Genomic DNA, 21,145 nt, shown 5'->3' with positions numbered 1-21,145 from the left:
TGATATCAAAATAGGAGCTAAAATGAAAAGAAAATTTAATAACGAAAAATTAACATTGGATTACAATCTATTGATTAATAAAGCAAAATTGTATACAGAAGAAAAAATAAAATTGAATACATTTTCTAATATATGTAGTGAAATTTACTGTAACCTTGATTATCCTATGGAAATCAATGCTTCATATATACATGATTTTAAAAATGGATTAATTAATTCAATAAAGTTGAATGTTTTGCAGATAATTAGTAGTATTACATTTGCTTATTCTTATGGAGGCATTTCGTCTTGTATGACTGAGAGTAAGTTAAAGGAAATAATATCATTTACTATTAAGACTAATGAATCAATTATAAGTAATTTGGAGGAAATTTAAATGAAGAACTTATCAAAGCTAATGAATTTTAACATTGAAAAATTTTTATCTGGTAAAGATATACGTATAGTTGGTGACAGTGACTGGGTTGATTATATTGGTGGTAAGCCATCAGCACCAAAGGGAACTATTTATAAATGCGTTATAGTTCAGGATAAAACTTTATATGATGATGAAACTAGAGGGGGTAATGATGGTGAAAGTATAAATATTAAAATTCTAGGACCTAAGAAAGAATATAAGAAACTCCAGAAGATAAAATTAACTGATCCTGTAGGAAAGGTTTATGGAGATTATAGGAACCAACTTTCTGTAACAGCGGGTCAAATAGATTTTGAATAATCTATGTACACAAGGAGATATATTAGAGGACTAACGTCCTCTATCCTAATCTTAATGAATATTTTCATATTCTTTGTATTTAGAGAATTCTATAGGGGTGCGTATTATCAGTACAATTTCCATAAGTATTTACGAGTAATTAGATATAATTTATTTCTTGTTTTATCAATAATTATACTTTTTATTATCATTGTTAGATGGAGCTTAAGAAATAAATTAAATAATGGATTCAAGTACGCAATAACTCATTATTTACTTGAAAGAAAAATCAGAAGAGAACTTATAGATAGTAAATTTTATATTAAACGAGATAACTCCAGTATCATTTATCTTCCAGAAATAATAATTTCTTTTGATGATGTTAATAATCTTGATAAGGGCTATATAAAAATACAAAATTCTATTAAGTTTGATAAAAAGCTTGAGGATATAAGAATTAATGCTGCTATTCCTGGATACAAAGTTACTCAGCAATATATGTCTAATGAAGGTGATTATTATATTTTTACGATATTTTCACATAAGAATTTTGAACAAATAGAATTCTCAAATGAGGAAGATTATATACACTGGTCTAATGAAATTGAGGATGACTATAGTTATAGACTGTCTAATAACGATACTTTACCTATACATCATATGGGCATAGCAGCCCAAACTGGGGGAGGTAAAAGCTTCTTAGTTCAATCATTGATAATACAATTAAAAAATAAGAAAATAGATCATTCTATATATGTTATAGATCCAAAATCGGCGGACATATTATCATATGGTAAGAGGGAACTCGGTGAGGGTTTTTATTCTGATAAGGATGGAGCAATTGAGTTGATAGAAAAATTTTATAATGATATGAAACAAAGGCAATCTGATATGCAAGAATTTTTCGATAACCATAGGAATCTAGATTATAAAGATAATAATATGCCTGCAAAGATTCTTATAATTGATGAATATGGCGCTCTGAGAGCTTCATGGAGACTATTAGATAAGAAGCAAAGAGATAAGATAGAATCCATGCTTAATGAAATAGTTTTTATGGGACGTCAGATAGGTTTCTTTTTAGTACTTATACTTCAAAGATTTACTGCAGATACAGTCCCTAAAGAAATTACTGAGCAATTGGTAACAAGGATTGTATTAGGTGATTCGGATGATTTAACATATAGGACGTTGTTTTCACCATCTGTTAATTTTAATAAACTTAATTTGAAGCCTGGAATGGGATACTTTTCTTACCCTAACATTGCAAGTACTGATAATCCATCACTATTTGTATCGCCTTTCTGTAGGTTTTTGAAAGGTAAAGTCACTGAGGCGCGAAGCGCCGAAGTGACTTAGGAGCGTAGGTAATCTAATAGCTACGCTCCACAATTAAGTTAATAAAGTTATAATGTTTAAATTTAAACGATTGGAGTTAATTATATGTTAAATGTAGATGTAGACCAGTTTACCCTTATGTTGATACCTAAGTGTAAATTTGAATTTGATGAATGGAGAGAAGAGGTAGCTCCTAATATTATTAGTGATTTTATTAAAAGAACAAAGTTAAGAGAAGTTCTCGGAGAAATAAATGAGTCAGATCAATCATTACCAGTAGGTTATAATATAGGATTCAATGTTAATAATTCTTTGTTTTATTTTAACATTGCCTATAATGATCATATGCCAAAGATGTATGTGATAGTATATTTTAGTGGGTTTGCATGGACAACCTATGTTAAAAATTTTGAAACTTTATATGGTGAGACAATGAACATTAGAAGATTCTTCAAATTGCTAGATGTTGATTTTTATGATTATAGATTGTCAAGGATTGATAATTGTATTGATTTTATTAACGAAGGTATATCTATTAGCCAGTTAAAGAAATCAATCGAAAATGGAAGAACGGAGGTAAGATATGGAAGATACAAATAAACTTAATCTATACGATAAAATTGTAAGGGATAATAAGAATAAAAAATATCCTAAAAATCCATCTAAACTAAGTGATATATCGGTTCAGTTTGATGCAGAAACTATATACTTAGGATCTAGAAAGAGAAAATCTAACGCTCTATTTAGAATGTATGATAAAAAGAAAGAGCAATTAAGTTGAAGTATTACAGACATATAGCACAGGTTGTTGATGACTGGGTGAGGGTAGAAGTCGAATATTCTGGAGATTATGCACATCAGTTAACCGAGCAAATAAAAAACTGTCAAACAGATGAACAACTAAAAGAAATAATTCTATGCTCTATTCTATCTAGATATATGTTTTTTTATACAAAATCTAATAAGCCTCATAAAATTACAAAACTCATGATAAATGAATTGGAAAATATAAATTATATTTTAAAATTACCATCTCCACGAGATAATGATCTTGAAAAAAGTATCGATTATATAAAAAATAATAGTGGGTTATTTTCTTTATTATATAAAATAGAACAAATATATGGTAAAGAATGTGTTTTGGAGTTTTTAGACTATTTGATGAATGAATATAATAGTTTTTATTTTCCTAATAATGATGTTCTTATTTGGATTAAAAAGCATAAAGATAGCTATTTAAAACAGAGTTTACCATGGAGAAAGGAGGATTAAGATTGAATTTTGTAACCAAGAATGAATTGATTGAAATTGGTTTTAAAGAGCATCAAGCTGTAACCATAATACAACAAGCTAAGAAAAATCTTGTAAAAGAAGGATATCCATTCTATAATAATCGTAGACTAGGTACAGTACCTATGTCATCTGTTGAAAAAATTATTGGCGTTCCCCTTGTTATAAGTAATAAGGGAGAAGAAAATGAGCAAAACTAAATATCCTTGTGTTTATAAAGATAATAAAGGAGTCATATACTATCAAGTAGAATTGGGTGTAAACAATATTTCTGGTAAGCGAATTCAGAAAAAAGGTAGGAAAGATGATAATGGAAAGTCATTTAAAAGTGCTAGAGAATGCCATGAGTACGTAGTTAAATTGAAAAATAAATTTAATGAATCTCAAGGAGTATTTGCAAGCGGTATTCAATTAAATGATTTTATTGATAAATATTTCTTACCTTATTATAAGTCGAAAGTACAAGCTTCAACATTCAAAACTAAGAGTCATGTTATAGGAATAGTTAAAGATTATTTCAATTTAACAAAAATAGATGATATCACGGTACGAAATTGTGAAGTATTTAAAGCTGATTTAATTAATAATGAAAGATATAGCAAGACATATGCATCAATGATTTATTGTTCATTCAGACAAATACTTGATTATGCTGTAACATTAGAATTTATATATGAGAATATAAGCAAAAAAACATCCTCTATACCAAAAGAAAAGATAAATGTTCCTTACTGGACTCTAGAGGAGTTTCAAAAAGTTATATCTACATTCTGCGTAAATTCATTTTATGAACATATGGGATTTGTGATGTTATGGATATATTTTAACACCGGTATTCGAGTGGGTGAGGGTCAAGCATTAACATGGGATAAAGTTAATTTTAAAGACAAGACCCTTACAATAAATTCAACCATAGATTTGAAATCCACTCGAAAATTTGAAATTAAGAATCGCACAAAAACTGATTCTGGCAATAGAATTATATCACTAGATGATTCTACAATCAATATTTTAAAGAATTGGAAGAAAGATCAAAAAAATCATAGTGTAGAAAACTTTGTAATTAGTTATTGCGATAGACCAATAGGAAGAAACACAGTCAAGAGAATTATAGATAGGCATTCCAAATTGGCAAATGTCAAGCAAATACAAGCTAAAGGTTTAAGACACTCACATGTAAGTTATCTTATTAATTATTTTAATGCAGATATATTAGTGGTTAGTAAGAGGCTAGGACATTCGAGTCCAGAGATAACTTTAAAGCATTATAGTCACTTATGGCCAAATAATGATAGAGATCTAGCTGATAAGATGACTAATATAATTCAGTATAAAACAATTGAAAAATCATTGGTAGAGTTTAAAGGCAATCAAGCCATAAATATGTAATAATCACAGATCCCTACCAAAACCCTACCAAGATCAAAATTTAATTGTAGGAATGTTGAAATTTAAGGGATATAATAATAATGGCACGATTGAATGGGAATAGATCAAAAAATTTCAGATTTAAGAATATATAAAAATATAAATTTAATTTTATTAAGTTATAATGGTCAATGATTGTCATTGACCATTTTAGTATAAATAATTAATACTTAGAGTTAAATATATTTATAGTATCATACTTGAAATAAAAGATACTGTATTATTTATAAATTCTATTATCTAATTTTAAAATTATAATTTGTATTATAGAAGAACAAAAGACAATAGCCTTATTAATTGAGGTTTATATTATAAGCAATAATTAAAATCTTTAATTAGATTTTAATAGAAATTTTGGAGAATAATTTGGAAAATAAAACTTATAAAAATGTTTTGAATACTTTATTTGGATTATTAATTATAGGTATAGGTATTTATTTCTTAGTTAAGTTAATTATAAAATTTTTTTATTGGATTAGGAGCTTTGCCTCTAACACTGAAGCAGTTATAGTAGTTGCTTTAATTACAGGAACTTTATCGCTTTTAGGTATTGTAATATCAAATATTATTGAGTATAAACAGAATACTAAAAGATATTTATATGAGAAAAAAGAAGAAGCTTATTCGGAATTTATAGAAATGGTATATAAATTACAACAGATACAGAAAGATGGAAAGATATCTGAGAAAGAGATAACAAAGGATTTAATAAGTTTTTCTCAAAAATTAACTTTATGGGGTTCGGATGAAGTGGTTAGAAAATGGATTGAAATTCGAACATCAAGCTTAAATTCTGATAGCAATTCTATAAATAATCTTTTTGTTTTAGAAGATATAATTTTTTTAATTAGAAAAGATTTAGGTCAGAAGAATAAGGGGCTTAAAAGAGGTGATATTTTAAGTTTCTTTATAAATGATATAGATAATTACCTACCAAATAGCAATTAGATTTCATAAAAAAGATAGGTTTAGACTCTGAATATGGGGTTAAACAACTATCTATATACAATAAAAATTGGAGGTATAAAATGGATATTAAAGATGTTCTACAGATAAATGATGATTTAAAAAGAAATGAAGAATTATATAATATTTTCGATGAAGAAAAAAGACTACTAAGTAAAGCTGGTCAGGTTGAGAAGATTACTACCTTACGTGAGATCTCAAAATTAATAAATAAGGATTCAAAAATATTAGATATTGGTGCTGGAACAGGTGTCTATAGCATACCTTTGGCAGAAGAAGTTTGTGAAGTGGTCGCTTTTGAGCCTGCTAGTAATAATTATAAACAACTATTTGCGAAAGCTAAAGATAAGAATTTAAAAAATATTATTGTTGAGAATAAAAGCTCGCTTGAAATGGATGATTTAGATAATAAATATTTTGATGTAGTATTGCTTTTCGGACCTATGTATCATTTATCAAATGAAAAAGATAGGATAGAAACTTTAATGCAAGCAAAGCGAGTGGTCAAAGATGATGGCTATATTTTGGTTTCATATATTAACCACGACATGGTCCCTATGACTGAAACTAAATTTGATAGCAACTTTTTTGAAAGTCCTCTTTATGTGAGTGATAAGCAAAGACTGATTAATAAACCGTTTATTTTCTTTACTTTAAATGAATGTATAAAAATGCTTGAAAAAGAAAATCTAAGTATTATTAGAAAGATAGGTTCCAGTGGATTTTCTGAAATTTTGGGTAAAAGGATTGATGAAATGAGTGAGGTATCTTACCAAAGATACCTAGATTGGCACCTAAACCATTGTGACAAGGAAGAATTACTAGGGGCTAGTAATCATTATTTATTTGTATGTAGTAAATAAATATTTTATAACTTAATTTATTGTGGTGAGGGAGTATAAAATTGTTAAAAATCATTGTATTACTAATGCTTATAATTCCAACAATCTATAATTTCACGATTCATAGAAAGAATATAATAAATGTAAAAAAGAAACCAATTTTTGGAGTCATAATTGCTATATTTGCTATTTTTGCAAGCTTGTTATGTTATAGATTAGATAATACAATTGTAGGATATGCTATAGTAGTAGCAAGTGTACTTTTAATTTACACCATATCTTTTTATCCAGGCATTAGAAAAGATGGGTTTAATGTTTTTATGGGAGGAAATCCCTTTTTAAAGTATGTAAGTTTTAAAGATTTAAGTGATCTTTCCTTAAAAGAAGATAATAATTTGAACTTAATAATAAAAGCATACGGTAGTACATATAAATCAAACCTATGCTATAGAAAATAAAGAAATGATTGTAGCAAATCTTAAAAGTAAAAATTTGAATAAAGAACTAATAATTCAGGAGTAGGTTTATGAAAAAGCAATTTAAAATCATTTTATTATTATCATTCGTGCTATTTTTATCTTCATGTGGTAATCAACCTAAAGATGATTTAAGTATTGGTCTAAATGCTGTAATTACTGAAATTGATGAAAAACAAGAAATGTTAACTGTTAAGGATAATCCAGAAGATGGGATTTTTGGAGATCATTCTGTAATAGATGCCAAAAATACACCTGTTATTTATTGTGATTACAAAACTGGGAAAGTGATTGATATAGACTTTTCTGATTTAAAAACTGGCGATGAAATTATTGTAAATATTAGAAGTTCTGAGCTAAAAAAATTAAGTGATGATAAATCAGAGAAAAATTTAAAGGTAGAACAAATCCAATTATCAACTCAGAGATAAATAAGCATTCTAGAAAAATTATGGTATACTATAACTGAATAAAAAATACGGAGGTAAATGTACATTGATTTTATAAGCAATATGGAAATTTTGATACTATTTTTTAGCCTATTTAGGCTATTTTAGTACGCCATATTGTGAATAAGATCTGTGTGTTTATCTTAGGAGAGGTCTATTCACTTTTGTGAGTAGGTCTTTTTTTATATTTTATTTTTGATATGGCATACTTCCTTAAGGAGGATTTATGCTTACTATAAAAGATTTAGCTATTAATTTAAGAGATGATGATAGATTTATTTTAAAAGATTTTGATTTTGTTTTAAATAATGGAGATAAGGTGGGGCTAATAGGTGAGGAAGGCAATGGCAAGTCTTTGCTTTTGAAGGCTATTGTAAATAGAAAAGAGATTGAAAGTTTCTGTGATGTAAGTGGCGATATTTTTAAAAATAATGATATAATCGCTTACTTACCCCAGTCTTTGGATAAAAAATATTATAAATATACTACTAATGAGTATTTTTATGAAAAAGCTGATTTAAATGTACTAGATCATAACAAATTGTATAGGTATATAGGTGAGTTTGATTTACCAGAGGATATATTATCAGATAAAATAAAAATGAAAAATCTATCTGGTGGAGAAAAGATAAAATTTATGCTACTTATAGAGATGCTAAAAAGTCCCACCATATTTCTCTTTGATGAGCCTAGTAATGACCTTGATTATGATTCGCTAATTTGGCTTGAAAATTTTATGAAAGAATTGGATATTCCGCTCATATTTGTATCTCACGATACTAAGTTATTATCAAATGTAGCTAATAGGATAATACATCTGGAGCAGATAAAAAGAAGAACTGAGTCAAAACACACTATTTCTAATAATTCTTATGATGATTATGTCAAAAAAAGAGAAAATTTTATAGAGACAGAGATAAATAAAGCTAATAAAGATAGGGAAGAATTCGATAAGAAATTAGGAAGGTACAAAAAAGTTCATGATTCTGTTGAGCATAACTTAAGATCTACTAAAAATGATGTGGAAGGTAGGTTGCTTAAAGAAAAAATGCATACAGTAAAATCTATAGGCAGACGACTAGTGAAAGAAGAAGCAAATCTTACAGAAAAACCTGATTATGAAGAAGCTATTGATATATTTTTTGATGAAGATATCAAAGTGGCTAATGGTAAGCAAATATTAGATTTTAAACTTGATGAGTTAAAGGCTAGCGATAAAATATTAGCTAAAAATATAGATTTGAAAGTAATTGGCCCTGAGAAAATATGTATAGTAGGAAAAAATGGTGCAGGCAAAAGCACTTTATTAAAAAAGATAAAAAATGAATGCCAATCATTGAACTTAAAGATAGGCTATATGCCCCAATCTTATTTCGAATTTGAAAAAACTGACACAAATGCTATAGAATATCTATCTGATTCTTTTACAAAAGATGAGCAAACGAAAGCTTCAAATCTTTTAGGAAGCTTAAATTTTAAAAGAGAAGAAATGTTTAGAAATATAGCTGATTTATCAGGAGGACAAAAGGCAAAACTATTTTTTGCAAAGATGAATCTAGATAAGGCAGAAGTTTTAATCTTAGATGAGCCAACCAGAAACCTATCACCCCTATCTAAACCTGAGATAATAGGAGCTCTAAATAATTATAAGGGAGTAATAATTGCAGTTTCCCACGATAGGGAATTTATATACCAAGTTTTTGATAAGATTTATAATTTAACTTGCCAGGGATTGAAATAAATACTAGAAATATTAATATATTGGAATTTTACATTAATTAAATTAAAAGTATAATCATGATATGGGAAAATTAATTAAAACTACTTTTAAAATATTAATATTTTTTGTGTCTTGGATAGCGATATCTGTATTAATTCCAATACCTGAGGGTATTTCTGATGTATGGTGGAGATTTATAGCTGAATTAGTTCCTTTTTTAGCTATAGTAATTCTTACATATGTATTTAATAGTTTTGAGAAAGATCGATTATCTATAATGTATTTTGAAAAACCATCCAAACAAACTTTATCAGGAATATTGCTAGGCTTAATATGGTTTTTTATACCATTCTTATTGCTTAATAGTCTAGGATATTTGGAAATAACTGACAAAAATTATATAAATATGTTAAGCATTTGGATAGTTTCTGCATTTATAAATACTATTATGCAGGAGTTTTTGGTTCGCGGATATATTTATCAATTATTAAAGAGAGAATATAATATTATAGTTGCGACAATTGTTAGCACTTTATTATTTACTTTTATGCACGGAGGAGCATTTGAAGCAGGTCCTATCGCAGTTGTAAATGTCCTTACTATGTCTTTACTAATGACTATTATTTTAGAATACACTAATTCATTATTAATGCCTATAATCATGCATTTTATATGGAATGTTATGGGCGGCATAATATTTGGCACAGTATCCTTAGCAGAAGATTATCCTCATTTATATAATATAAAAATAATTGGAAATCAGCTCGTATCTGGTGGTAGTTTTAAAATGGAAGGTAGTATATTCGTATGTATCGTTAATATAATCATGATTATGATAATATATTATCTTTATAAGAGAAAAAATAAGCAGACAGATATAAATAAAATAGCTCCCATATCCTAAAATGGACTGGGAGCTTATTTTTTATAAATCAATATAATCAGAATATATTGCTGTCATTCCTATTTCTTTTAAGTCACTTACTACATCATCTGTGCTTCTTTTATCATCTATTTCAAATTGGCTATCGCCGCCATTTTCGCTTTTTTTGGCTCTATGTCCTATTGAGGTGTCTACTGATGCTGAGACCTTTGTTGCTGCGTATTTTACTGCTAGATTTCTAAAGTCTCTTGACTCCCTAGTGGATAGGGTGATGGATGCATATGGTAAAAATATTCTAATTGCTAGTAGGATTTGGAAAAATTTCTTATCATCTACTATATTTTCAAAAATCAAAGTCTCATCTGCTCCGTGTGTTGGTCTTATTCTTGGTAGAGAAATAGCTATTTCTGCTTGTGGATATTTTTTTTGAATTAGGCTTGCATGCACTCCTAATTTGAAGGCTTCTTCTATAGGATCTCCTAAGCCAAAAAGTGTTCCAAAACCTACTCCACGCATACCGCCCATCAAAGCTCTTTCTTGAGTGTTTATCCTGTAAGAAAAAGATCTCTTATGTCCTGCTGGATGATAAAAATCATAATACTTTTTATTATAAGATTCTTGGAAAACTGTTACAAAATCTGCTCCAGCTTGTCTTAATTTTTTGTAATCTGCTACATTTGTAGGATATATTTCTATACCTATTACTTTAAAATATTTTTTTGCTATTTCACAAGCCTTTGCTATATAATCGATTGATGAAAATTTCTCACTTTCTCCTGTAAGAATTAATACGTCTTCTATGCCAGTAGCAGCCAATGCCTTCATCTCTGCTTCTATTTCCTCATAAGTCAGCTTTGCTCTTTTAATATCACTTTGTGCTCTAAAGCCACAATATTTGCATGAATTTTCGCAGTAATTTGCTATATAAATTGGGGAAAACAAGCTAACATTATTACCAAAATATCTTATTCTTTTATCATAGGCTTTTTCTGCCATGATTTCTAAATATTCGTCTGGATCTATTTTTAAAATGTTATAAAAATCTTGGTAGGATATACTTTCTGCTTGTAATGATGCTGATATACTCGCCTTATCAACTTCTCTATTTTTCACCTCATTGTATATAGTTTCGATTTTTTCTTCTATATCTGAATCGATTATATCCATTCCTGGAAAATAATCTTCTACACTTTTAATATTCATATTAATCAAAAAAGTCCCTTAATGGGCTAGATGGATCTGCCCCTTGATTTAGAATTCTACCTGGTTTTGATAAATAAGCGAGTCTGCCAGCTTCAATTCCCAATTTGAATGCTTCTGCCATCAAAGTAATATTACCAGCACTGGCAATTCCAGTATTTGCCATAATTGCAGCAGCTCCCATTTCCATTGCTTCTGCTGCTTGGGATGGTGTTCCTATTCCTGCATCAACTATAACTGGTAAATCTATTTCATCTATTATTATTTTTATAAAGTCTTTGGTTGATAAGCCTTTATTTGAACCGATTGGACTTGCTAATGGCATAATAGCACTTGCTCCAGCATCTCTTAAATCCCTTGCAAAATTTAAATCAGGATACATATAAGGTAGTACTATAAAATTTTCTTTTGCCAAAACTTCAGTTGCTTTTAAGGTTTCATAATTATCTGGTAAAAGATATTTACTATCTCTCATTATTTCTATTTTTACAAAATTACCGCAACCCATTTCTCTGGCAAGTCTTGCAATTCTGATAGCTTCATCGGCATTGCGCGCTCCAGATGTATTTGGAATGATGATTATATCATCTGGGATATAGTTTATAATATTTGCTACATCCTTTGTATTTGCTCTTCTTAAAGCTACTGTTATCATTTGTGCTCCTGCACTTTTTATTGCAGCATCTATTAATTCTGGGGAATATTTTCCACTTCCTAAAATAAATCTGGAAGTAAATTTTTTATCTCCTAGTTCTAAATAATCTTTATTTTCCATTATAATCTCCTGTTAGAATCTTTATAGCTGTCAAGGCCTCAAGATTTGCTATAATTCCTACATAGGCAAGGTATAATCCCTCATCAGGATTTGACGTAAAATCACCTATCAAAGTAACATTATCTATTTGCTTTATTTTTATATCACTAAGCTCACCTAGACCTGATACTCCTGTACCTGAGATAAGATATTTATCTTTTCTGCCTACAAAGTAGTCAAATAGCATAGTCTTAGACTCTTTATTATCAAAGGCTTCTATAAATATATCTGTTTTATGGGCTATAGTATCCATATTTTCAGTTGTTAGATAGATATTTTGATTGTGGCATTCTACATAAGGTAAGGTGGACTCAATTTTCTTTTTAGTAAGTAGGGCCTTATCTCCTCCCAGCTCATCCAGGGTAAAATTTTGGCGATTTAGATTAGAATATTCTATCGTATCAAAATCATAAAGGTAAAGCTCACCCACACCAGCACGGGCTAGGGTCATAGCAATATTTGACCCTAAACCACCACATCCTAATACAGAAACCTTAGCATTTTTTAGCTTTTCGTTTACTATAGGATCTTGTCTTCCTAAAACCTTTTTTCTGATATCATCCATTTTAACCTCCTCCAACAAATGAAAATACTTCGACTTTTGCGCCGTCTTGTAAAAAGTAGTTTTTAAAGTTTTCTCTTTTTACTAACTTTTCGTCAACTTCTACAGCTACAAAGCCTGGGTTAAAGTTAGCACGCTCTAATAAGTCGTATAGACTTTCATTTTCTACGAAAGAAAGTTCTTTAGCGTTTACTTTTATCATTATTTTCACCTCCTTATTAAAAAAGCGCGAAGGAAATACCATACCCGTGGTGGTATGCCCCTTCGCGCCTAGTGCACTCTCAACTTTAAAAAATATTTAATTGTCCAAGAGACTTAAAAATTTATAAAATAAAAAGACTCTATTGAGAGAGTCTTTAAAACTTAGCTTTATAGTTAGCTTTCTTTCGACGGTATTAGCCGCATCAAGTTTTAAGGGTTGACCAAAGTCTCTCAGCTATGAAGCACCCCTAGCTTCAAATACATTATAGAGCAAAACTATAAAATTTGCAAGGATATTTTATATATTTATTTATAAAACCTATAAAATATAGGGATGCTAATATAGTATAATAATTTTAATAACTAATAATATTATCACTGAAAATTGAAAAAGAAAAGGAATTAGAATTGCATGAATAGATTAAAAATTTATATAGAAAGGTTATTATTACTAGTATTAACTTTATTTTTAGTAAATGGATGTGAAAAAAGATCTGAAACACCAGAAGTTGTAAATTTGGAAGAAAAAGAAGGAAAAGGACCTAGCTTAGAAGAACTTCAAAAATTTCTTTTTGAAAAATTGAAGGGTCAAAAACTTGTAAGAAATTATGGAGAAGATACAGGCTGGACTAATTTAGAATTTCTAGAAGATGGCAATTTTACTGGCTCATACTTTGGGAAAATAAAAAATGATGGTTTTGATGCTGGACTTACTGAGTATGCGTGGATTTGGCATAGGGGAGAAGAGATCCATACTTCTGATTTTAAAGGCAAATTTAAAATTGTAGAGCAAATTAATGATAATATTTATAAAATGAAACTTGATAATTTTGAAATAACTTCAGAATATGGCCGTTATGATGATATTTATTTTAATGTAGACTTTGCTCTAGGGATAAAGCCTGATGCGGATTATTATTTATATATTCCAGGTACTCCAGCTTCTTTGCTACCTAATGAAAATAGTAGACTAGATAAAAATTATAAAAAAGAAGATTCAAAAGAAGATAAGACCCAAGGATTTATAATTTGGAATAAGTATGAGGATGAGGTTTTTAATCAGTTGGCTCTTTAAGGGTGAAAAAATAGAATTAAAATAAAAATCTAAAAATATTAATGTTACCCTGCGCAAAGGCATAGACTTGGAGCCGAAAACGATTGTGATACTACTAATTTCTAACTGGAGTTAATATTAATTTATGAGATCCTTCGACGCGTTCGCTATGCTCACTTGCTCAGGATGACAGGCTTGGTTTTTAAAAAATAATAGTAAATCTAGATAGTGCAGTTTTTTTTAGAATGTTTATTCAAGATGTAAATCAAAACCCAAATGTCACCCTGAGCGCAAAGACTAGGCCTTGGAGTCGAAGGGTCTCTTAGAGTATTATTTTATTCGAACTTGCTATTAACCTAGGAGCTCCTTTGATGCGTTTATTTTCTTTTTTGCTAAGAATGACAGACTTTGTTTTTTAAAAACTAATAAATAAAAGGCCCGCATATTGCGGACCTTTTTAAATCATATTTTCTTTTTTAAAATTCTCATTGACCAAAGGATAGCTATAATTGACACTCCAACATCTCCAAATATTGCTGCCCACATACTTGCATAGCCTAGTAGTCCTGCTATAAGGATTCCTATTTTGACTGCTAGTATGAAAGTAATATTTTGCCTTACTGTCCTGTTGGTAAGGTCTGAGATTTTCATTAGCTTGCTCATCTGGCTAAACTCTCCATTGACTACGAGTATATCGGATGATTCTATAGCAAGATCTGATGCTGTTTCTCCCATGGAGATACCTACATCTGCGTTAGCTAATACTGGGGCATCATTTATACCATCTCCTACAAAAACTGTCTTCATGTCCTTATTTTGATAAGTTTGCATTATTTCTAGTTTTTGGTCTGGCATTACTTCTGCAAAGTAGTTATCTAGGCCAAGTTCTTTGGCTGTTTCTTCTACTGCCTTCTTGCCATCACCTGATACTACAGCTATATTTTCAAAATGATTGTGTAGATTTTCTATAGTTTCGAATGATTGGTCTTTGATTTCATCTTCGATTATTACCTTTGCAGCAAGCTTGTCATCTATAGAGACATATATTGCTCTGTCATTTTCTTCTCCATGATAGCCAATAAATCTAGCAGAACCTATCTTGATTAGGTCGCCATCCTTGCTAGTAGCTCTTACACCAAGGCCCTTTTCATTGGTTACTTCTTCAAACAAGTCATGTTTTTCATCACGGTCTAGACTTTCTACTATCCCTTTTGCTATAGGATGGGTACTCATTAGCTCGATATTGTATATATAATCGAGGATTTTTTCCCTATCATGGTCAGTAAAATATTCTATATCTTTTACTTTGAAATTCCCTGTAGTGAGGGTTCCGGTTTTGTCGGATAATAGGACTTTGGCATTATTTAGTCCTTCAAAATACTGGCTTCCTTTTATAAGTATGCCATTTTCACTAGCTAGGCCAAGGCCTGACATAAAGCTTAGTGGGACTGATAATACTAGGGCACATGGGCATGATATTACTAAAAATGTAGCTGCTAAAAATATATATTCATACCAATCTCCTCCAAAAAATAGGGGAGGGATAATCGCTACTATAAGCGCAATAGCTACAACAATTGGGGTATAGACTCTGGCAAATCTTGTTACCATTTTTTCACTTTGAGATTTACTTTCTGCGGAATCTTCTATAATTTCCATAATCTTTGCTGCAACAGAATCATCAAATTCTTTCTTAGCTTCCATTTTGATAATACCCTCAGTAAGAAGGGATGAAGATATAATCTCAGACCCTACTTCGGCTTCTACTGGCATGGATTCTCCAGTGACAGAGGATGTATCAAGGAGTCCATGACCTTCTATAACGACACCATCCACACCAATTTTCTCACCATCACGAACCAGGAGGATATCTCCTACTTCTACATCGTCAAGGTCTATTTCAGTAGTAGACCCATCTGGGTTTACCTTATTGGCAACATCCGGAACTAAATCTAACAAACCTTCAATATTTTTACGAGACTTATGAGTTGCTATATCTTCAAAAAGATTTCCAAAGTTATAAAAAAGTACAACAGCTATAGCTTCTATCTGTTCTCCCAAGAGAAAGGCTGATATGGATGCTATAGTCAAAAGGAAGTTCTCATCCATGGCCTGGCCACGGATGATTCCCTTAAACCCTTTTATCAAAACATTCCATGCGGATAGCAAGTAGGCTAATAAAAACCCACCCACAATCCATATATTTTCACCTATATTATTCTTTAATACTGCTAATACAACAGAAAAAATACCTATAGCTATAAGCTTACTCAGCTCCTTTTTGTGAGCATCTGTCATAGACTCAAACATATCCTACCTCACTAAGACAGTCCCTGGCTCAAGTTTATCAGCAAGTCTATTAGCCTCATCAAAAATGGCATCTTCATTAGCACCATCAGCTAATTCCATCTTTAGCTTCAAAGTTAGGAATGATAGGTTAGCATCATTCACTCCATCAATTTTCTTAACAGCCTCTTCAATCTTTGCTGCACAATTTGGACATAGGTTATCACTTTCTACTTTGTATTTTACTTTCATTATATTCTCCTATTCGTTTATATGTTCTAATCCTGTCTTAAAAATCGTCTTTATATGATCATCAGCAAGTGAATAATATATAGACTTGCCATTTCTTTCTGATTTTACTAAGTTGCTATTCTTTAGATATTTAAGCTGGTGGCTAATAGCTGATTGGCTCATATCAAGAGCCTCTGCTATGACTCCTACACTTATAGGTCCATTAAAAAGCTTATGGAGGATCCTAAGTCTAGTAGAATCTGCAAAAACCTTAAATAGGTCCGAAAGCTCCATTATATCTTCAAGTCTAGCATTTTTTATCGATTCATCCATGTTACCTCCTTACTAAATTTGAACATGTGTTCATATGAGTATTATATCATATATACATATAAAGTCAACTTAAAAAAGCCTAGCTAAGCTAGGCTCAGACCGAAGACAAACCCCAGCATAAACTGGAGTTTGTCTTTATTTTTATCATACTAATGCTTTATACGCAATAAAAAAGACCCTATTAGGATCCATATTCCATAGTATATTTGCTAGTTTCTTCATATTCATGCATGCAAAGGTTAGGGTGCTTTTCATTCTCATTTTTGCTAACCCTTTCATATTTGTGTATCTAAATCCATGATATTCTTTTGCTGTTCCGAAGCATCGTTCTATTGTTTCTTTTCTCTGCTTGTAATCTGATTTTCCCTCGGGTGTTCTTCTGTATTCTTCTGATATGTCTAAGAACTCTTGCCATATATGTCTAATTATTGTTTTTTGTTTTCGTTTACTTTTTGTGCATCTTTCTAAGCTAGGACAATTTTGACATAGACTTCTTTTGCTTTTATATATTCTATATCCATTTCTATCTGTTGTTGAATAAAGAATTATTTTCTTTTCTGGACATATGTAGCAATCATTATCTTCATCATATATGTAATCCTTAGGATAGAACATTTCTTTTTGATTTTTACTTCTACCTTTTGGTCTTGTGTAAGGGAAAACGGGCACTACTGAATTTTCTAGTAGTTGTTTTGATATGTATGGGGTTTTGTATCCGGCGTCTAACACTAACTTTTCTGGATTAAGGGTATGTAATTTTTCTGTGTAGAATTTCTCAAATGTTGTGCTATCGTGTAGATTTCCTGCAAATGGTTCATAGGCTAATACCCACCCATTTTTATCACAGGATGTTTGTACTGTGTAAGCAAAGACTTCTTTATGTTCTCCTTTATGGAACAATCCACTTTCTGGGTCTGTTGTGCTTTAAGTTTGCTCAGTTGTTTCTGACTCTTTGCTTCTTGTTCTTAATGGTTTCTTGTCATGTGCTTTTCTATCTTGATCTATTTCTTTATTTAGTTGGTTTTGATATTTCTTTGTGTGCTTAGATACTTCTTTTTTGATTGTCTTATGTCTATTTGCATGGGCTTTCACATGGGTTGCATCTACAAATTGTACTTTTGTATCGACCAAGCCATAATCCATTGCTTGGGATAGGATTTCATTAAATATTTGTTCAAATATGTCGGTGTCTTTGAATCTTCTTTGGTAGTTCTTACTAAAGGTTGAGAAGTGAGGTACTTTATCATAGAAATCGAGTCCTAAGAACCATCTGTATGCTAGGTTTACTTCTATTTCTTTTATTGTCTGACGCATACTTCTTATGCCGTAAAGATATTGTATGAATGCTAACTTCATTAATACTACTGGGTCTATACTAGGTCTGCCGTTATCTAAGCAGTATTTATCTTCGACTAGGTCGTATATGAAGTCAAAGTCTATGTATGTATCTATTTTTCTAAGCAAGTGATTATTAGGTACTAAGTCATCTAGTGCTACAAACTGAACTTGCTTTTGCTTATCCTTATCATTCTTATTGAGCATAATACACCTCTTTTCTTAGTATATTAATACCCTTATGTATTGAAATCATGCTATTTAAGCATTAAAAAAGTAGGTAAGAAGTTAACTTCTTACCTACTTTGTCGACACTCTGAAACTCACAGATGTGAGTTTTTATTGTATCCTTTTTCTCAAAATCCTCATAGCCCAGACTATGGCAATTATTGATACTCCAACGTCTCCAAATATTGCTAGCCACATATTTGCATATCCTAGTAAGCCCATTACTAGGATTGTTATTTTTACTAGCATTATGAAGATGATATTTTGTCTTACAGTTTTATTAGTCAAGTTTGAAATTTCCATTAATTTGGCCATTTGGGAAAATTCGCCGTTTACTATTAATACATCTGATGATTCTATTGCTAGATCTGATGACGTTTCTCCCATAGATATACCAATATCTGCATTTGCTAAAACTGGTGCATCATTTATACCATCACCTACAAAAACTGTTTTTTGACCGTTTTTTTGATAATTTTGCATAATTTCAAGCTTTTGATCTGGCATTACTTCTGCAAAATAGTTGTCAAGATTTAATTTTTTGGAAGTTTCTTTTACTGCTTTTTCTCCGTCACCAGAAACAACAGCTATTTCTTTGAAGTGCTTTTTAAGGCTTTCTATAGTATTTTTTGAATTTTCTTTTATTTGGTCTTCTATAATAACCTTTGCTGCTAATTTATCGTTTACTGATAAATAAACGGCTCTATCATTATCCGCTTGTATGGCTACATACTTAGCTGATCCTAATTTTATTTGATCTCCATTTTGAGCAGTTGCACTAACTCCAAGTCCTTTTTCGTTTTTTATTTCTTTAAATAATTCTTGTTTTTCATTACGATTTAGGCTAATTACAATACCACGTGCAATAGGGTGGGTGGACATTAATTCTATATTATAAATATAATCTAGGATTAAGTCTTTATTAAAAATATTAAAAAATTTTATATCTTGTACTTTAAATTCGCCAGTTGTAAGAGTACCAGTCTTATCTGAAAGTAAAACTTCAGCATCATTTAGTATTTCAAAAAATTGACTTCCTTTTATTAAGATACCTTCACGACTTGCAAGACCGAGTCCTGACATAAATGATAATGGCACTGACAAAACTAAGGCACATGGGCAAGATAATACTAAAAATGTAGCAGCACGTATTAGATAATCATTCCAAGCTCCTCCAAAAAATATTGGAGGTATAATTGCTAAAAGTACTGCAATAGCAACTACGATTGGTGTATAATATCTTGCAAATCTAGTAACCATACGTTCGCTATCGGATTTGCTTGCTGCAGAATCTTCTATGAGTTCCATAATTTTTGCTGCTACAGAATCATCAAATTCTTTTTGAGCGCGTATTTTAATAATACCATCTGTCATTATAGATGAAGAGATTATTTGTGAGCCTTCTTCAACTTCTACTGGCATGGACTCACCAGTAATTGACGAGGTATCTACTAATCCATGTCCTTCGACTACTACACCATCTACACCGATTTTTTCTCCATCACGAACTAGAATTATATCATCTACTTCAACTTCATCAAGATCAATTGTTGTTATTGAACCATCAGAGTTTACAAGATTTGCCTGATCTGGCACTAAATTTAAAAGGCTTTTGATATTTTCTTTTGAAGTATGAGTTGCTATTTCTTCAAAAAGTTCACCAAAACTATAAAATAGCATAACTGCAACGGCTTCAGTATATTGACCAATTGCAAAAGCGGTTATAGTTGCGATCGCCATAAGAAAATGCTCATCTAATGCCTGGCCACGTTTTATCATTTGGATAGATTTTTTTAGTACATCCCAGCCTACAAATATATAAAGGGCAGCAAAGACTAGAGCAATCCCATCAGTTGTTACATATTTATGGTTATAAATTGAAAGCACAAGAGTTAGAATTGCAACAATTACTAATTTGCGCAACTCTCTCTTGTGCTCATTTGTCATTTCTTTAAACATAACTAGATAGCAATAAAGGATGTTCCTGGTTCGATTTTGTCTGCTATTTGATTTATAAGCTTTGTAATTTGATCGATATCTGCATTATCATTTACTTCTAATTTTAGTTTTTCGGTCATAAATGATAGTCTTGCCTTATCTATACTATCTTCCTTTACTAAGGCTTCTTCTATTTTAGATGCGCAATTTGCACATAAGTTTTCGCTTTTAACTTTATATTTTAACTTCATATAAAACTCCTTATTCGTATATATGCTCGATTCCTGTCTTAAAAATTATTTTGACATGGTCATCAGCAAGCTCATAGAAAATGGACTTGCCATTTCGCTCACCTTTTACAAGATTTGCATCTTTTAAATACTTTAGTTGGTGGCTTATGGCTGACTGGCTCATATCTAAGTGTTTGGCAATTTCTCCAACACTCAAAGGGCCATTAAATAGCTCCTGCATAATCCTAAGCCTAGTCAAATCTCCAAATACTTTAAATAAATTTGATAAACTATTTAATTTTTCTAAGCTGACCTTATCTAACGAACTATCCACAAAACCTCCAAAACACATGAACAAGTATTCATATTGGCATTATATCATATATATATATATGAAGTCAACTAAAAAAAGCCTAGCTAAGCTAGGTTAAGACTGATGACAAAGTAGAAAACTCCAAAATAAAGCGATTCATAGGGAAGAAATTGAGCTAAATTCAAATTGAAGAAATATGTCCAAAATCGCACTGTTTGAGCTTTAGCGAGTTTGCGATTTTAAGATTTCGAAATTATGAATTTATCAATTTCTGGACTCCGATGAGCGTTTTTGGAGTTTGTCTAAACTCTCGGTGATGTTGCAGAATAGT

Annotated in this window: 25 protein-coding genes, 1 pseudogene and 1 riboswitch; of the genes and pseudogenes, 15 read left to right on the top strand and 11 right to left on the bottom strand. The window is 30.6% G+C overall.

The genetic code is table 11. The annotated features are described in order from the left end of the window. Window positions 1–22 precede the first annotated feature (22 nt). From DY249_RS06490 to DY249_RS06425, 14 genes are all read left to right on the top strand, one after another. Complete coding sequence (locus tag DY249_RS06490; RefSeq protein WP_101539468.1) at window positions 23–376, top strand: hypothetical protein; 354 nt, start codon at window positions 23–25, stop codon at window positions 374–376. Beyond that, window positions 377–718, top strand: coding sequence for a hypothetical protein (locus DY249_RS06485; RefSeq protein ID WP_101539467.1), 342 nt, complete (start codon window positions 377–379; stop codon window positions 716–718). A gap of 3 nt (window positions 719–721) precedes the next feature. Further along, window positions 722–2,056, top strand: coding sequence for a helicase HerA domain-containing protein (locus DY249_RS06480; protein WP_115595587.1), 1,335 nt, complete (start codon window positions 722–724; stop codon window positions 2,054–2,056). An 84-nt stretch (window positions 2,057–2,140) separates the two neighbouring features. Further along, a complete protein-coding gene (locus tag DY249_RS06475) occupies window positions 2,141–2,635 on the top strand; it encodes a protein-tyrosine phosphatase family protein (protein WP_101539465.1) in 495 nt (164 codons plus the stop codon). Beyond that, a complete protein-coding gene (locus DY249_RS06470) occupies window positions 2,619–2,816 on the top strand; it encodes a hypothetical protein (protein WP_101539464.1) in 198 nt (65 codons plus the stop codon). Before DY249_RS06475 ends, DY249_RS06470 begins: the two co-directional genes overlap by 17 nt. Continuing rightward, the gene (locus tag DY249_RS06465; protein ID WP_101539463.1) at window positions 2,813–3,307 is read left to right on the top strand and encodes a replication initiation factor domain-containing protein; all 495 of its coding nucleotides are present in this window, start codon (window positions 2,813–2,815) and stop codon (window positions 3,305–3,307) included. The genes DY249_RS06470 and DY249_RS06465 overlap by 4 nt, the downstream gene beginning before the upstream one ends. A gap of 2 nt (window positions 3,308–3,309) precedes the next feature. After that, on the top strand, window positions 3,310–3,525 hold the full coding sequence (locus DY249_RS06460; RefSeq protein ID WP_245943548.1) for a DUF3173 domain-containing protein: 216 nt from the start codon (window positions 3,310–3,312) through the stop codon (window positions 3,523–3,525). Continuing rightward, entirely contained in the window at window positions 3,512–4,714 is a 1,203-nt protein-coding gene (locus tag DY249_RS06455; RefSeq protein ID WP_044566535.1) for a tyrosine-type recombinase/integrase, read from the top strand. Before DY249_RS06460 ends, DY249_RS06455 begins: the two co-directional genes overlap by 14 nt. Window positions 4,715–5,119: 405 nt before the next feature. After that, a complete protein-coding gene (locus DY249_RS06450; protein WP_115595586.1) occupies window positions 5,120–5,701 on the top strand; it encodes a hypothetical protein in 582 nt (193 codons plus the stop codon). A gap of 80 nt (window positions 5,702–5,781) precedes the next feature. Further along, window positions 5,782–6,582 (top strand): class I SAM-dependent methyltransferase, encoded by an 801-nt coding sequence (locus DY249_RS06445; protein WP_115595585.1) that lies wholly within the window; start codon window positions 5,782–5,784, stop codon window positions 6,580–6,582. 41 nt (window positions 6,583–6,623) lie between these two features. Then, complete coding sequence (locus DY249_RS06440; RefSeq protein ID WP_115595584.1) at window positions 6,624–7,019, top strand: hypothetical protein; 396 nt, start codon at window positions 6,624–6,626, stop codon at window positions 7,017–7,019. Window positions 7,020–7,087: 68 nt separating this feature from the next. After that, on the top strand, window positions 7,088–7,468 hold the full coding sequence (locus tag DY249_RS06435) for a hypothetical protein (protein WP_115595583.1): 381 nt from the start codon (window positions 7,088–7,090) through the stop codon (window positions 7,466–7,468). A gap of 244 nt (window positions 7,469–7,712) precedes the next feature. Further along, window positions 7,713–9,227, top strand: a complete 1,515-nt coding sequence (locus tag DY249_RS06430; protein WP_115595582.1) for an ATP-binding cassette domain-containing protein — start codon at window positions 7,713–7,715, stop codon at window positions 9,225–9,227. A 61-nt stretch (window positions 9,228–9,288) separates the two neighbouring features. Further along, on the top strand, window positions 9,289–10,110 hold the full coding sequence (locus DY249_RS06425; protein WP_115594757.1) for a CPBP family intramembrane glutamic endopeptidase: 822 nt from the start codon (window positions 9,289–9,291) through the stop codon (window positions 10,108–10,110). 21 nt (window positions 10,111–10,131) lie between these two features. Here the strand turns inward: DY249_RS06425 and thiH are convergent, their stop codons facing one another. The 4 genes from thiH to thiS are packed head-to-tail and all read right to left on the bottom strand — an operon-like array spanning window position 10,132 to window position 12,867. Further along, window positions 10,132–11,292, bottom strand: coding sequence for a 2-iminoacetate synthase ThiH (thiH, locus tag DY249_RS06420; RefSeq protein ID WP_172540035.1), 1,161 nt, complete (start codon window positions 11,290–11,292; stop codon window positions 10,132–10,134). A gap of 1 nt (window position 11,293) precedes the next feature. After that, complete coding sequence (locus DY249_RS06415) at window positions 11,294–12,064, bottom strand: thiazole synthase (RefSeq protein WP_115595581.1); 771 nt, start codon at window positions 12,062–12,064, stop codon at window positions 11,294–11,296. Continuing rightward, window positions 12,054–12,668, bottom strand: coding sequence for a sulfur carrier protein ThiS adenylyltransferase ThiF (gene thiF, locus DY249_RS06410; protein ID WP_115595580.1), 615 nt, complete (start codon window positions 12,666–12,668; stop codon window positions 12,054–12,056). Before thiF ends, DY249_RS06415 begins: the two co-directional genes overlap by 11 nt. Window position 12,669: 1 nt before the next feature. After that, complete coding sequence (gene thiS / locus DY249_RS06405) at window positions 12,670–12,867, bottom strand: sulfur carrier protein ThiS (RefSeq protein WP_115595579.1); 198 nt, start codon at window positions 12,865–12,867, stop codon at window positions 12,670–12,672. A 162-nt stretch (window positions 12,868–13,029) separates the two neighbouring features. Then, window positions 13,030–13,126: riboswitch (TPP riboswitch) on the bottom strand. Window positions 13,127–13,278: 152 nt separating this feature from the next. Here thiS and DY249_RS06400 point away from each other — a divergent pair. Continuing rightward, a complete protein-coding gene (locus tag DY249_RS06400) occupies window positions 13,279–13,941 on the top strand; it encodes a hypothetical protein (protein ID WP_115595578.1) in 663 nt (220 codons plus the stop codon). A gap of 441 nt (window positions 13,942–14,382) precedes the next feature. On the opposite strand, the gene DY249_RS06395 is transcribed toward DY249_RS06400, so the two are convergent. The 7 genes and pseudogenes from DY249_RS06395 to DY249_RS06365 form a co-directional block, all read right to left on the bottom strand. Then, window positions 14,383–16,230 carry a heavy metal translocating P-type ATPase gene (locus DY249_RS06395; protein WP_115595577.1) on the bottom strand — a complete coding sequence of 616 codons (1,848 nt, stop codon included), beginning with the start codon at window positions 16,228–16,230 and terminating at the stop codon, window positions 14,383–14,385. A 3-nt stretch (window positions 16,231–16,233) separates the two neighbouring features. Beyond that, a complete protein-coding gene (locus DY249_RS06390) occupies window positions 16,234–16,458 on the bottom strand; it encodes a cation transporter (protein ID WP_101539450.1) in 225 nt (74 codons plus the stop codon). Window positions 16,459–16,467: 9 nt separating this feature from the next. Next, window positions 16,468–16,770: an ArsR/SmtB family transcription factor gene (locus DY249_RS06385; RefSeq protein ID WP_101539449.1), complete on the bottom strand. Its 303-nt coding sequence runs from the start codon at window positions 16,768–16,770 to the stop codon at window positions 16,468–16,470. A gap of 144 nt (window positions 16,771–16,914) precedes the next feature. Beyond that, a pseudogene (locus tag DY249_RS06380) lies at window positions 16,915–18,312 on the bottom strand (IS1182 family transposase). Window positions 18,313–18,444: 132 nt separating this feature from the next. Next, window positions 18,445–20,256, bottom strand: a complete 1,812-nt coding sequence (locus DY249_RS06375) for a heavy metal translocating P-type ATPase (RefSeq protein WP_245943546.1) — start codon at window positions 20,254–20,256, stop codon at window positions 18,445–18,447. A 38-nt stretch (window positions 20,257–20,294) separates the two neighbouring features. Then, window positions 20,295–20,522: a cation transporter gene (locus DY249_RS06370; protein ID WP_101539447.1), complete on the bottom strand. Its 228-nt coding sequence runs from the start codon at window positions 20,520–20,522 to the stop codon at window positions 20,295–20,297. A gap of 10 nt (window positions 20,523–20,532) precedes the next feature. Beyond that, a complete protein-coding gene (locus tag DY249_RS06365; protein ID WP_245943545.1) occupies window positions 20,533–20,835 on the bottom strand; it encodes an ArsR/SmtB family transcription factor in 303 nt (100 codons plus the stop codon). Window positions 20,836–21,145 lie beyond the last annotated feature (310 nt).

It is taken from the genome of Anaerococcus octavius, from assembly GCF_900445265.1.
In the GTDB taxonomy this organism is placed as follows: domain Bacteria; phylum Bacillota; class Clostridia; order Tissierellales; family Peptoniphilaceae; genus Anaerococcus; species Anaerococcus octavius.
This window is presented reverse-complemented; position numbering and strand designations above follow the sequence as displayed.

Coding starts and splice junctions, on each gene's coding strand:
- DY249_RS06490 (WP_101539468.1), top strand. CDS start 23: ATGAAAAGAAAATTTAATAACGAAAAATTAACATTGGATTACAATCTA.
- DY249_RS06485 (WP_101539467.1), top strand. CDS start 377: ATGAAGAACTTATCAAAGCTAATGAATTTTAACATTGAAAAATTTTTA.
- DY249_RS06480 (WP_115595587.1), top strand. CDS start 722: ATGTACACAAGGAGATATATTAGAGGACTAACGTCCTCTATCCTAATC.
- DY249_RS06475 (WP_101539465.1), top strand. CDS start 2,141: ATGTTAAATGTAGATGTAGACCAGTTTACCCTTATGTTGATACCTAAG.
- DY249_RS06470 (WP_101539464.1), top strand. CDS start 2,619: ATGGAAGATACAAATAAACTTAATCTATACGATAAAATTGTAAGGGAT.
- DY249_RS06455 (WP_044566535.1), top strand. CDS start 3,512: ATGAGCAAAACTAAATATCCTTGTGTTTATAAAGATAATAAAGGAGTC.
- DY249_RS06445 (WP_115595585.1), top strand. CDS start 5,782: ATGGATATTAAAGATGTTCTACAGATAAATGATGATTTAAAAAGAAAT.
- DY249_RS06435 (WP_115595583.1), top strand. CDS start 7,088: ATGAAAAAGCAATTTAAAATCATTTTATTATTATCATTCGTGCTATTT.
- DY249_RS06430 (WP_115595582.1), top strand. CDS start 7,713: ATGCTTACTATAAAAGATTTAGCTATTAATTTAAGAGATGATGATAGA.
- DY249_RS06425 (WP_115594757.1), top strand. CDS start 9,289: ATGGGAAAATTAATTAAAACTACTTTTAAAATATTAATATTTTTTGTG.
- thiH (WP_172540035.1), bottom strand. CDS start 11,292: ATGAATATTAAAAGTGTAGAAGATTATTTTCCAGGAATGGATATAATC.
- DY249_RS06415 (WP_115595581.1), bottom strand. CDS start 12,064: ATGGAAAATAAAGATTATTTAGAACTAGGAGATAAAAAATTTACTTCC.
- thiF (WP_115595580.1), bottom strand. CDS start 12,668: ATGGATGATATCAGAAAAAAGGTTTTAGGAAGACAAGATCCTATAGTA.
- thiS (WP_115595579.1), bottom strand. CDS start 12,867: ATGATAAAAGTAAACGCTAAAGAACTTTCTTTCGTAGAAAATGAAAGT.
- DY249_RS06400 (WP_115595578.1), top strand. CDS start 13,279: ATGAATAGATTAAAAATTTATATAGAAAGGTTATTATTACTAGTATTA.
- DY249_RS06395 (WP_115595577.1), bottom strand. CDS start 16,230: ATGTTTGAGTCTATGACAGATGCTCACAAAAAGGAGCTGAGTAAGCTT.
- DY249_RS06390 (WP_101539450.1), bottom strand. CDS start 16,458: ATGAAAGTAAAATACAAAGTAGAAAGTGATAACCTATGTCCAAATTGT.
- DY249_RS06385 (WP_101539449.1), bottom strand. CDS start 16,770: ATGGATGAATCGATAAAAAATGCTAGACTTGAAGATATAATGGAGCTT.
- DY249_RS06370 (WP_101539447.1), bottom strand. CDS start 20,522: ATGAAGTTAAAATATAAAGTTAAAAGCGAAAACTTATGTGCAAATTGC.